Here is an 11,929-nt window from a genome sequence, read left to right as displayed (position 1 = left end):
AGAGTTTAGGAGGAGCTAGTCTATGAGTGAAATCATGGGGTATTTAGATACACAAAGTGATATTCAATTGATGACAAATGTTCATTTTATCCGAAAAGAATCAAAAACGACTGATTTATTATTTTTACTAAAAGGAAATGCTCATTTAACGATTGGGGATCAGAGGTATAAAATGACTGCCGATGATTTGGTCGTAATCAATAAATCTGAGAGTTATGAAATTTTAGCATGTGATCAAGAGGCGTTACTATTTTATTTTTCGATTTCAGACTTTCTTTTATCTCAAGCACTTGACTCCGAATTCGTCTGGTTTAATTGTCATTCAATTGAAAATCCGACGGGAAACTATGCAGTGATTCGTAAGATTATTTTTGAAATTATTGACTTACAATTATTTGAAGCTAGCAAAACTAATTTTTTACAGATTAGTAAAGTTTATCATCTCTTAAATGAATTAAGTAGCCTTTTTTTAGAAGAGTCGATAACGCTTGAAAAACAAGATGATCGTATCAAACAGATTACTCGAACAATGAAAGAAAGATACTATGAAAATATTACGTTAACTGATATGGCGGAACTTGTTCATATGGATGTCGCTTACTTTTCAAAGTTTTTTAAAAAATCACTCGGAATCAATTTTAAAGATTATTTAGCTCAAATAAGAATGAATTACGCCTATCAAGATTTATTGCAATCGGAAAAAACAATCACACGAATTGCTGTTGATAATGGCTTTTTTAGTGTGAATAGCTTTAATAAAAAATTTAAAGAAAATTATCATGATACGCCTTCTGAATATCGAAAAAAGGCACTTAATGAGACAATGAACAAAAATCAGGAAAAATCAGCGATTAAAAGTTCTTATACAGCTTATAAGGAATCAAAAGGTGCGGATGAATTGGTTGCTAATCAATCCTTTTTACAGTTAGATGTAAAGTCATTGAATGCGAAACCAATCAAAGAAACGTGGTGTACGATTTTAAATGTAGGTTCTGCTGAAATGGTTCTAAATCGTAATGTTAGAGAGCATTTGGGGATTATTCAGCAAAGTGTTCAATTTAAGTATGGTCGTATTTGGGCAATTTTCACAACAAAACTGATGGGGGATGCTTTAAGTGACTATGAAGTAATCGACGATATTATCGATTCTTTATTAGAACTGTCGTTGCTTCCTTGGTTGACTATTAATAAATTTGCTTCTGATTTTAAGGAAAGTTATTATTCATTGGAAAAATGGAATGAGGTGATCCAAAATTTTTGTCGCCATATTTTAAATCGCTATGGTAGACAGCAAGTAGAAACGTGGAAAATTGAAATCGTTGCTAGTAACCCTGAAGAATCTGACTCAATCGCTCGTTATGCTGAATTTTATCAAACTACTTACGATAGTTGTAAAAAAATGATTCCTGAGCTTTCTATAGGTGGTGGAAGTTTTATTTGGACAAAAAACTTAGCATTAGAAAAGTATTTAAAAGAAGAATTGAGCCATTGTACCTTTGATTATTATTCGTTTGTTTTATTTCCATATTCTAATCGTTATGTTCGGGAAAAACGTAATTTTCAACGAGTAACTGACCCAGATTTTTTACAAAATCAAATGAGTGTAATTGAACAGCTGAATTTAGATAAACCTCTTTACATTTCTGAATGGAGCAATACCGTTTCACGTAGCAATATATTGAACGATAGTTTATTTAAAGGAGCCTTTATCATTAAAAGTATGATTGATATTTTTGATCATGTTGCGGGCTTAGGTTATTGGTTAGGAACTGATTTAGCACAAAAAAATCCTAAAAATTATGCACTATTAACTGGTGGAAATGGCCTAATAACCAAAAATAGTTTATTTAAACCTGCAATGAATGCGATGAAATTTTTTGATCAATTAAGAAATTTAGCAGTTTTGTATAAAGATAAACAACATTTAATCTGTCTTTCTGAAGAAGATGAGTTTTTTATTTTAGGACATCAGTATACGCATCCAAATAGTTTATATTTTTTAAAAGATGAAGCGCATCTTAAATTGAGTGAGGTTGATACTTTTTTTGAAGAAAAACAGCATGAAGATCAGCTTATTTTAACGAATATTCCTAATGGGACGTATGAATTAAGGATTTTTTCTTGTTTAAAAGAACATGGAGATTTATATGGTCAGTGGGAAAAATTTCATTTTAGTCGGGATCTGCGTTTATCTGACTTGAGATACTTGGAAGAAAAAAATACTCACTTACAAACATTGGCAGAAGTTGTGGTTACTGAACATCGTTTGGTTATTCGAAAAATTTTAACAACTAATGAATTTTACCTGATTAATATTAGAAAAAGACAATAACTTCATTTAGATAAATTATACGAGAAAAAGACAAAAATAATCCGATTATTTTTGTCTTTTTCTTTTGTTTAATTTTAATGAAACAAAAATAAGCAGAAAAGAACACAAAAATATGAATTTTTTATCTTTGTAAGCGCATTATAATTCTGAGTGTAGAGAAAAGAAATTGAGGTGGAGTCATGAAATTAGGAATTGTTAGTGCGATTTTGGATCAAAGTGATTTTAAAGAAATGATTGATATTGTTGCTAGTAATGGATTGAATTGTGTTGAAGTTGCTTGTTGGCCGAATCAAAAAGCGACTAGGCGCTATGCTGGAGTTTCACATATCGATGTTGTTGATTTAACGGAGGCAAAAGCAAAAGAGTTGATTACGTATGCTACAGAGAAAAATGTTGAAATTTCTGCATTAGCGTATTATCCCAATCCATTGGATGAAGACTTAGAAAAACGTCAACAAGCAATTGAGCATTTGCATCGTCTGATTGATGCAGCAGTCCTCTTAAAGGTTCCGCTCGTTACAACGTTTATTGGTCGTATGCAATCGAAATCACTTGCCGAAAACTTAGCTGAAATGGAGCTTGTCTGGCAGCCGATTCTGGCTCATGCTGAAAATGCCGGAATTAAAATTGGGATAGAAAACTGTCCGATGTTTTTTACCGAAGATGAGTGGCCGGCAGGGCAAAATCTAATGACAACACCGCTGATTTGGCGTGAAGTATTTACCCGATTGACAAGTGAAGCTTTGGGACTAAATTACGATCCTTCCCATTTTGTTTGGCAACAGATTGATTATATTAAACCACTGTATGAATTTAAAGATAAAATTTTTCATGTGCATTATAAAGATATTAAACTTTATCCCGAAAAATTAGCAGATGTAGGTGTCATGTCAGCTCCGTTAAAATTTATGAGTCCAAAGTTACCAGGATTAGGAGATGTTGATTGGGGAAGTTACGTTTCAGCGCTAACAGATATTGGTTTTGAAGGTTGTAGTTGTATTGAAGTTGAAGATAAAGCATTTGAAAAAAATTATGAGGATGTCAAAAAATCGGTTACGTTGAGTACACGATATTTACGCAACTTTGTGATTTAAAAGAGAGGGAGGAAGTTGCCAATGTTCGCTATGCGAATGAAATTTAATAATGAAATCATTAAAAAGAAATCGTTTAGAGCGATATACATTAATGGGAAGAATAATGGTTTTTCATTTGATACCCAGTTAGCCTATTATCGTGGGCATTATTTATCAGATATTGATGTAATTGAAGTTTATGTAGATGGAGAAAAAATAGCAGAAGAAGCGGTAACTTTTGAATTAAATGAAAAAGAAATGCCTTTATACAAACTAAAGTATGCTGTGACAGAATTTTGGAGTCAAGTGAATAAGGCAACCATACATGTATTATATCCCAATGGCTTATCAGGTGAACATGAGATTGAGTTAAAGTTGGTTCTTCGAATTCCTTATATGCAAATTGGTCCTGATCATCAATTTATGCCCCTAGATTCAGGTGAAAAAGTAATGGTACGAATGGAGGCAGGCGAATAATGATCAAACTTGGTGTAACCTTATTTTGTTATGGAACAGAGTATGCGAGATACGAATATGACTTTGAAGAATGTGTTAAACAAGCTGCGTTAGCAGGAGCAAAAGGATATGAAATTGTTGGTTCGCAAATGCTACCTACTTACCCAAATGTTAGCAATGAATTTTTAGGGTTGATCAAAACGTTAACTGAAAAATATGATATTTGTCCGGTTGGTTACGGAGCGAATAATGATAAAGGATTAATGCATGATCGTAATTTGACTGATGAAGAGATGTTGGCTGATACGATCATTGATTTGAAAACCGCACATAAATTAGGATGCAAGGTAATGCGTGCGCAATATATGTTATCCCCGAAAGCCTTTGAGCGTTTAGCAGTTTATGCAGAACTTTATGATGTAAAAGTTGGCATTGAGATTCATAATCCGGAATCGCCACTATCTCCATTGATGAAACAATATCTAGCGGTAATTAAAAAAACGAAATCAACTCATCTAGGCTTAATTCCTGATTTTGGCTGCTTTGCTACAGCCCCTAATAAAGCGCATTGGATCAAAGCATTGGAAGTTGGAGTAGCGGAAGAACATTTACAATTAGCAGCCGAAATGCGTTATCAAGGAGTTCCATTGACGCAAGCAAGAGAGAGATTAACTAGTCTTAATGCTCATCCTGCAATTAATCAAGCATTACAAGGGATGTACGGTTTTGTCCAATTCAAACCAAAGGAAGAATTACCGAATTTATTAGCAGAATTAAAAGAAATTCTGCCATATTGTATAGAATTTCACGGGAAATTTCATTATTTGAGTGAAGAATTGATTGAACCAAGTATTCCTTATAAAGAGATTCTTTCGGTTATCAAAGAATCAGATTTTGATGGTTATCTGATTTGTGAATACGAGGACGAGCTATACTGTGGCGGTACTGAATTTACTAAACGACAACTAAAAATGGTCAAAAATTTATTGGCTATTGACGAAACTGAGAGGTGATAAATGAAAATCACTAAACAAATCATTGCCGACTTTTATGAAAATTTCTTTAATCAACAGCAATTAGCAATAGTAGATTTATTGATTGCAGAAAATTATATTCAACACAATGAATCGGTTGAACAAGGACGAAAAGGATTACTAAAAGCTTTTCAAGAAAAATTTACTTCTGATGAATATTTCCGTTTAGAAGTAGATCGGATTGTTTTAGAAGAAGAGTATGCTGTTGTTTTTGTACGAAGTGTGGATGAACAAAAAGCAACAAAAGCTCATGTTGTTGATTTATATCGAATAGAAAATAATCGCTTCGTTGAGCATTGGGATTACTTTGATAGGGGGAAAAAAGCATGGCAAAAAAAATGAATTTTGGAATCATCGGCTTTGGTTTCATGGGGCAAACACATGGTCAAACAATAGAAAAATTAGAATATGCTGAACTAATTGCAGTTTGCGATATCAATCAAAATCAGTTTGAATTTGCACCTACTGGTGTGAAAACATATGCTTCGGCAGATGAATTGTTAGCCAATCAGGAAATTGATACAGTGATTATTGCTGTACCGAATCAATTACATTTAGAAATGGTAGTTAAAGCAGCAAAAGCACACAAAGACATTATTTGTGAAAAGCCTTTAGCGATGAATTCAGCTGAAGTTGAAAAAATGATTGCTATTACTGAAAAAGAAAAAGTTCGTTTTACTGTTCATCATCAACGTCGGTGGGATCATGATTATCAAGTAGCAAAAGCAGTTTATGATCAAAATTTATTAGGAGATATTTATACGATCAAAAGTGCCTTATATGGTTTTAATGGGAATATGCATGATTGGCATATTTATCCAGAATTTGGTGGTGGAATGCTCTACGATTGGGGCGTTCATTTAATTGACCAAATGTTATGGATGTTTCCTGCAAAATTAAAAACAATTTATGCGGATGTTCGTAATGTGATTAATGAACAAGTAGACGATTATTTTAATATTCAATTGTATTTTGAAAATGGTGTAAATGCGCAAATCGAATTAGGAACATATTTTTTAAATAGTTCTGAAACTTGGTTTGAACGTCATTGGTTTTTAGGCGGCAGTCAGGGAAGTGCGAAAATAGATGGCTTTAATCCTAAAGGTGAAATCACGCGTACATCTGAATTATTAGGAAATGTACCTGGTCAAATCACGATGACTCATGCGGGTCCTACACGTAGCTTTGGTCCTGCACCAGAAGGTCGAATCATTGTAGAGGAATTACCGAAAGTTAATGTTTCTCATCAAATGTTTTTTGACAATTACTATGCTTCTATTCAAGGAAAAGAGACATTAGTCGTTCAAGTAACAGAAATTTTACGATTGATGAAAGTGGTTGAAGCCATTCGTGTTTCAGCAACTTATCATCAAAGTATTAATTTTGAATAATAATGAAATAGGTACGAGAGAAAGGAAGAAAATAAATGAAAAAACTTAGAATCGGTATTATTGGCTGTGGTGGAATTGCAAACAATAAACATTTTCCAGCCTTAAGTAGTCAAAATGATAAATGTGAAATGATCGCTTTTTGTGACACGCAAATTGATCGAGCGAAAGAAGCCTGTGAAAAATATGGCTCTGAAGGAGCAACTTACTATGAGAACTATCATGATTTATTAGCGGATGATTCTATCGATGTTGTTCATGTTTGTACACCTAATGTCAGTCATAGCCCAATTACAGTTGCTGCTTTTGAAGCAGGAAAACATGTGCTATGTGAAAAACCAATGGCCCATACACCTGAAGCTGCTAAATTAATGATGGACGCATGGAAAAAATCAGGGAAGAAATTTACAATCGGCTATCAAAATCGTTTTAGAAAAGAAGTGACTGCACTACATGAGTCTTGTGAGAAGGGGGATTTAGGAGAGATTTATTTTGCAAAAGCACATGCAATCCGTCGTAAAGCAGTTCCTACTTGGGGTGTTTTTCCTGATAAATCACAACAAGGTGGTGGTCCATTGATTGATATTGGTACTCATGCCTTAGATATTACATTATGGATGATGGATAACTACGATGTTGAGTCTGTCAATGGTTCTGTATTTAATAAGTTAGGGAATTTAGCAGGAGCAGAAGCTGGAAATTTATTTGGTCCTTGGGATACAGAAACATTTGAAGTAGAAGATTCAGCATTTGGCTTTATTAAAATGAAAGATGGTGCCACTATTTTCTTAGAAGCTTCATGGGCTTTGAATGTTTTAGAATCAAAAGAAGCAGCAACAACATTATGTGGAACGAAGGCTGGTGCCCAAATCGATGCTGGGATGAGTTATCCAGTAAATCAATTGACGTATAATCGTTCGACCAACGGCTTATTAACAGAAGAATCAATTAGTGCAGCTGGAAATATTGCCTTTTTTGAAGGCGGTGATTCTGCACCAGAGCGAATCGAAGCGAAACAATGGTTAGAAGCGATCTTAAATGATACAGAACCATTGGTTAAACCGGAACAAGCGTATAAAGTGACACAAGTTTTAGCAGCTATTTATCAATCTGCTGAAACAGGTAACGAAGTAAAACTGTAAACAGAACTATCTTTTTAGTAATTACGATTTTTTATAGAAAAAAAAAGTATTTGTCTGATGATCAGCTGAGTTTTATATACCTTTCATTACGAATTCGTGAGATAAAAAATTAAAATTTCGCGGATTATCTGATAAAGGTTTAAAGGATACACAGAGATTTAAGTGGAAGTATGAGGGCGGGCCAAAAGTAAACAGCACTTTTGTTCTATCTTCTAAAAATGAACAAATGGTGGTGCAAAAGTAGCTCCTTCGGAAATAAGCTAAAATTTACCAAAAATTTAAAGACCAATTTTCGGAAATACCTTCTTATTTCTTGGAGCTAATCCCTTTTGTCCAACCCCGTTTGAATCAAGAAAATGGGCGTCTCAAGATAATGAAATTAGAAAAAATAGCTAACGTTAGATTGAAACGACCTTAAAAATGAAGGAGGAGTTTTAATGTTTGAGAAGTATTTAGTGAATCCAGAAGGTTTTCGTAATGTAACAGAGCATAATCAAGTGATTGGTTATGAAGTTCAATTACGTATTCCATATTATCGAGGAATTCCAATGAGCTGCGTAGAAGTTTTAGATTTAACGATTGACGATGAAAAAGTCTCTAATGACGAGATGTTGATTACTGTCAAAGGGGAAACCTTTACTTTTTCAGAATTACCAACAGTTATTAACCATCGATGGGAAATGATTGAAACAATCACTGTTTTTGTTAATAAAGTAGGTGGATTGACTGTGGGCGAACATAAAGTTCATGCATTTGTAAGTTTACGAATATCGTATTTACCATTCAATAATGTGGGCGATGATGAAAAAATATTAGTTTTAGAAGCATAGGAGGATGAAATCATGAGTCAAATCAAACGTGGTGTATCATTATATAGTTATCAAGATGAATTTTATACTGGAAAAATGAATTTAGAAGATTGTATTCGAGAAGCAGCAGAGACAGGAGCAAAAGGAATTGAGTTTTTACCTGAACAAATGTTACCAACATTCCCGAATTTGTCTGATGATTTTGTGAAACAGTGGCATGAATGGCTAGAAAAATATAATATGGAGCCTGTAGCATATGATGCTTTTTTAGACAATAAATTGTTTGCAAATCGTATGCTTACGACTTCAGAAAATGTTGAAATGATGAAACGAGATTTAAAACTTGCTAATCGTTTAGGATGTAAGATTTTACGAACGCTAGTTTCAACACCTTTAGAGGTTGTAAAACAAAGTTTACCTTACGCAGAAGAAGCAAATGTAAAAATCGCTTTAGAAGTCCATGCGCCATTTACTTTTGGAACTCCGTGGTTTGAAGAACGTTTGAACTACATTAAAGAAAGTGGGACTCAGTGGTTTGGTATCATGCCTGATTTTGGAATTTTTACCAAACGAATTGGTTCGATTTTTCAAGATAATTATATTCGTAAAGGTGGAACACCTGAAATCATTAAATTTGTTAGCGATAATTATGAAAACGGTTTAAATCGAGATGATACGTTTGAGCAAGTTTCTAAAATGAAAGAAGCAACCGAGGCAGATAAAAATTTCGCTGAATTTTGTCGTCATTTTGTTTATACAGATCCTAAAATACTTACAGAAAATATGCCTTACATTGTACACATTCATGGGAAATTCTATGATATCTCGGATGATTTACAAGAAACGAGTATCCCTTACTATGATGTAGTTTCTACTTTAAAAGAAGCAGGTTATAATGGCTATATTTGTAGTGAGTATGAAGGAAATCGTCATATTCAAGATTACATGGAAGTTGATAGTATAGAACAAGTTCGTCGTCATCAAGAAGTCTTGAAAAAAATAATCGGATAGCGGGGGATAGGATGATTAAGTTGATTGCATCTGATATGGATGGCACGTTGATTAATAGTCAACATATGATTTCTGAAAAGAATCGTCAAGCAATCAAAAAGGCACAAAGTCAAGGAATCGAATTTATTATTACAACAGGTAGAAGCTATGAAGATGCCTATCCGCAAGTTTTAGCTGCTGGATTGACCTGTAATTATTTAGTCATGAATGGGAGCGAGCTAAGAAATGCTAAAGGAGAAATTATCCAAAAGCTTTATTTGACCAATGAATTAGTCGAGCAAATCGTTGCTAAATTGATTGAAGCAGGTATGTTTGTCGAAGTTTACACGACAGGGGGAACCTTTTCTCCAAGTGATCCTGAGGCATGTAAATGGGCAGTTGCTACTAAAATCAATAATTTTCATCCGGAAATTTCTCTGGAAGAAGCTTACACTCAGGCGCAAGAGCATTTCTTGTATCGTGCAATCAATCCAATTGATTCGCTTCAAGTTGTATTTGATAAAAAATATGAAGTGGGGAAAATAATTAGTTTTTCCCCTGATAGAAATAAAATAGCTGAATTAAGACAAACACTTCCCGAATTATTTCCAGTGAATGTTACTGGTTCTTTTGCAATCAATTTAGAAATAACGAATCCTTTAGCTGATAAGGGAGAAGCCATCAAACGATATGCTAAAAGAAAACAAATCGATTTAGACGAAATCATGACAATCGGAGATAGTTATAATGATTTAGGAATGCTAAATAGTTTGTTCGGTTATACAGTAGCTATGGGAAATGCAATCGAAGAAGTGAAAGCTGAGGCAAAATATATCACAGATACAAATGATGATGATGGCGTTGCAAAAGCAATTGAACGATTTATATAGGTTAAAACTAAAAAAATGACAAAAGGGGATTTCATTATGAGTTTTGCTGATAATCTTGAAAAAATACAGTTAGTTGCGGAAAAAATCTCAGATAATCGCTATTTGAAAGCAGTCAGCAAAGGGATGGTTATGACTATTCCGGCGAGTATTACTGGAGCGATGTGTACTTTAGTCGCAAATTTACCGTTTGATGGTTATCAAAATTTTATTCAAGAGCATAATTTGAAAACACTGTTACTTTTACCTGGTATTTTTACAAGTAATATTATGGCTTTAATCGTTGTTTACTTTATAGCGTTCAACTTGTCTAAATCTTATAAAGTTGAAGGAATGTTTCCAGGATTTTTAGCAATTGTTTCTTTTTTGATTTTGACTCCGTTAGCGACTATTGAACAACAAGTTCATGATACAATTCGTCCTGTTGATTTTATTAGTTTTGACTATATTGGTTCCAAAGGAATGTTTGTTGGAATCATCGTTGGCTTAGTCGTAGCAAAACTATATAGTTGGTTTATCAATAATAATATTACGATTCATATGCCAGATAGTGTGCCGAGCTTTGTAGAAAAATCATTTAGTTCAATTATTCCATTTTTCTCAATCACATTTTTAATGGCAATCATTTCTTGGTTATTTACTTTTACAAGTTATGGTAGTGTTCATAGTTTAGTTTATAGTAGCTTGCAAGTACCGATTCAACAAATTGGCGGTTCTGTTGGTGGCGTTATGGTAGCGTATGCATTAATTGGCCTTTTCTGGTGGTTCGGAATTCATGGGAAAGCAATCATTTTTGGTGTCTATGCGCCAATCATTCAAACAATGACAATCGAAAATATGAACGCTGCGGCTGCTGGAACAACACCACCTAATTTAATCGACTTTGGTTTTACTTCTGTCTTTTTAGAAATTGGTGGCGGAGGTTGTGTATTAGGGTTATCAATTTGCTTTATCTTTTTAGCTAAAAGTGAACAGTACAAAAGTATTGGTCGAATCACAGGAATTCCAACTTTTTTTGGAATCAATGAACCAATTACATTTGGAACACCTGTTGTTTTAAATCCAGTGTTCTTAATTCCAACAGTTATTACACCCTTAATTACAGGTATGATTGGCTATTTTTCAATCACAAGTGGTTTAGTTCCTAGAATGGTTGGCGCGCAATTACCAACTGGAACACCAACTTTTGTGAACGCTTTTATTGCAGGAGGCTGGAGAATGCTGTTAGCGCAAATTGTTTGTATTGTTGTAGCAGTTGGCATTTATTATCCATTCTTTAGAACCGCGGATAATTTAGAATATAAAAAGGAAATAGAAGCTGTCAAAGAAAAGAAAGAGGATGTTGAAGTTGCGATTGAAAATGCTATTGCTGGTTGAGTGTGAGGAGGTCTAACAATGAAAAAAATTAATATTCTTTTGGTTTGTAATGCGGGGATGAGTACCAGTTTATTAGTGGAAAAAATTATAAAAGCTAGTGCGAATCACGACATTAAAGTTACGGTTGAAGCACAGCCTGTTGATGATGTGAAAAATCATTTAAAAAATCGTGATCTGATTTTGTTAGGTCCTCAGGTTCGTTTTAAAGAAAAACAAATTCGAGAACTTGTTCAAGACCAAATTCCAGTTTCAATAATTGATATGGCTGCTTATGGCACAATGAATGGTGAAAAAGTACTAGAACAAAGTATGGCTTTAATTGAAAATAGAAACTAAAAAAAGTTGAACGATGAGAAAATGTTGTGTTTTTTAGAAATAGAATAAGCTATACCTTTTAAAATAAGTCTTGAGAGATAAATTGAAAATGACGATGGATTTTGC

12 protein-coding genes are annotated in these 11,929 nt (G+C 33.7%); all 12 read left to right on the top strand.

The genetic code is table 11. The features are described 5' to 3' along the window. Positions 1 to 22: 22 nt before the first annotated feature. Positions 23 to 2,332: a GH39 family glycosyl hydrolase gene (locus ACYSNW_RS15805; RefSeq protein ID WP_461746119.1), complete on the top strand. Its 2,310-nt coding sequence runs from the start codon at positions 23 to 25 to the stop codon at positions 2,330 to 2,332. 179 nt (positions 2,333 to 2,511) lie between these two features. Next, positions 2,512 to 3,426 carry a sugar phosphate isomerase/epimerase family protein gene (locus ACYSNW_RS15800; protein ID WP_461746117.1) on the top strand — a complete coding sequence of 305 codons (915 nt, stop codon included), beginning with the start codon at positions 2,512 to 2,514 and terminating at the stop codon, positions 3,424 to 3,426. A gap of 21 nt (positions 3,427 to 3,447) precedes the next feature. Then, positions 3,448 to 3,882: a C-glycoside deglycosidase beta subunit domain-containing protein gene (locus ACYSNW_RS15795; protein ID WP_461746115.1), complete on the top strand. Its 435-nt coding sequence runs from the start codon at positions 3,448 to 3,450 to the stop codon at positions 3,880 to 3,882. Continuing rightward, entirely contained in the window at positions 3,882 to 4,874 is a 993-nt protein-coding gene (locus ACYSNW_RS15790; RefSeq protein WP_461746113.1) for a sugar phosphate isomerase/epimerase family protein, read from the top strand. The genes ACYSNW_RS15795 and ACYSNW_RS15790 overlap by 1 nt, the downstream gene beginning before the upstream one ends. A 3-nt stretch (positions 4,875 to 4,877) precedes the next feature. Next, positions 4,878 to 5,237, top strand: coding sequence for a nuclear transport factor 2 family protein (locus ACYSNW_RS15785; protein ID WP_461746111.1), 360 nt, complete (start codon positions 4,878 to 4,880; stop codon positions 5,235 to 5,237). Further along, positions 5,222 to 6,286, top strand: coding sequence for a Gfo/Idh/MocA family protein (locus ACYSNW_RS15780; RefSeq protein ID WP_461746109.1), 1,065 nt, complete (start codon positions 5,222 to 5,224; stop codon positions 6,284 to 6,286). The genes ACYSNW_RS15785 and ACYSNW_RS15780 overlap by 16 nt, the downstream gene beginning before the upstream one ends. A 35-nt stretch (positions 6,287 to 6,321) precedes the next feature. Continuing rightward, complete coding sequence (locus ACYSNW_RS15775) at positions 6,322 to 7,425, top strand: Gfo/Idh/MocA family protein (RefSeq protein WP_461746107.1); 1,104 nt, start codon at positions 6,322 to 6,324, stop codon at positions 7,423 to 7,425. Between the two features lie 437 nt (positions 7,426 to 7,862). Continuing rightward, positions 7,863 to 8,255: a C-glycoside deglycosidase beta subunit domain-containing protein gene (locus tag ACYSNW_RS15770; RefSeq protein ID WP_461746105.1), complete on the top strand. Its 393-nt coding sequence runs from the start codon at positions 7,863 to 7,865 to the stop codon at positions 8,253 to 8,255. A gap of 12 nt (positions 8,256 to 8,267) precedes the next feature. Continuing rightward, the gene (locus ACYSNW_RS15765) at positions 8,268 to 9,245 is read left to right on the top strand and encodes a sugar phosphate isomerase/epimerase family protein (RefSeq protein WP_461746103.1); all 978 of its coding nucleotides are present in this window, start codon (positions 8,268 to 8,270) and stop codon (positions 9,243 to 9,245) included. 11 nt (positions 9,246 to 9,256) lie between these two features. After that, a complete protein-coding gene (locus ACYSNW_RS15760; RefSeq protein WP_461746101.1) occupies positions 9,257 to 10,114 on the top strand; it encodes a Cof-type HAD-IIB family hydrolase in 858 nt (285 codons plus the stop codon). Between the two features lie 36 nt (positions 10,115 to 10,150). After that, on the top strand, positions 10,151 to 11,488 hold the full coding sequence (locus tag ACYSNW_RS15755) for a PTS sugar transporter subunit IIC (RefSeq protein WP_461746099.1): 1,338 nt from the start codon (positions 10,151 to 10,153) through the stop codon (positions 11,486 to 11,488). A gap of 18 nt (positions 11,489 to 11,506) precedes the next feature. Beyond that, the gene (locus ACYSNW_RS15750; protein ID WP_461746097.1) at positions 11,507 to 11,824 is read left to right on the top strand and encodes a PTS sugar transporter subunit IIB; all 318 of its coding nucleotides are present in this window, start codon (positions 11,507 to 11,509) and stop codon (positions 11,822 to 11,824) included. Positions 11,825 to 11,929 lie beyond the last annotated feature (105 nt).

Source organism: Enterococcus sp. LJL99 (genome assembly GCF_054871725.1).
The sequence above is the reverse complement of the archived record's forward strand: the minus strand, read 5'-3'. Positions and strand labels throughout refer to the sequence as shown.

Coding starts and splice junctions, on each gene's coding strand:
- ACYSNW_RS15785 (WP_461746111.1), top strand. CDS start 4,878: ATGAAAATCACTAAACAAATCATTGCCGACTTTTATGAAAATTTCTTT.
- ACYSNW_RS15800 (WP_461746117.1), top strand. CDS start 2,512: ATGAAATTAGGAATTGTTAGTGCGATTTTGGATCAAAGTGATTTTAAA.
- ACYSNW_RS15765 (WP_461746103.1), top strand. CDS start 8,268: ATGAGTCAAATCAAACGTGGTGTATCATTATATAGTTATCAAGATGAA.
- ACYSNW_RS15750 (WP_461746097.1), top strand. CDS start 11,507: ATGAAAAAAATTAATATTCTTTTGGTTTGTAATGCGGGGATGAGTACC.
- ACYSNW_RS15805 (WP_461746119.1), top strand. CDS start 23: ATGAGTGAAATCATGGGGTATTTAGATACACAAAGTGATATTCAATTG.
- ACYSNW_RS15770 (WP_461746105.1), top strand. CDS start 7,863: ATGTTTGAGAAGTATTTAGTGAATCCAGAAGGTTTTCGTAATGTAACA.
- ACYSNW_RS15755 (WP_461746099.1), top strand. CDS start 10,151: ATGAGTTTTGCTGATAATCTTGAAAAAATACAGTTAGTTGCGGAAAAA.
- ACYSNW_RS15790 (WP_461746113.1), top strand. CDS start 3,882: ATGATCAAACTTGGTGTAACCTTATTTTGTTATGGAACAGAGTATGCG.
- ACYSNW_RS15780 (WP_461746109.1), top strand. CDS start 5,222: ATGGCAAAAAAAATGAATTTTGGAATCATCGGCTTTGGTTTCATGGGG.
- ACYSNW_RS15775 (WP_461746107.1), top strand. CDS start 6,322: ATGAAAAAACTTAGAATCGGTATTATTGGCTGTGGTGGAATTGCAAAC.
- ACYSNW_RS15795 (WP_461746115.1), top strand. CDS start 3,448: ATGTTCGCTATGCGAATGAAATTTAATAATGAAATCATTAAAAAGAAA.
- ACYSNW_RS15760 (WP_461746101.1), top strand. CDS start 9,257: ATGATTAAGTTGATTGCATCTGATATGGATGGCACGTTGATTAATAGT.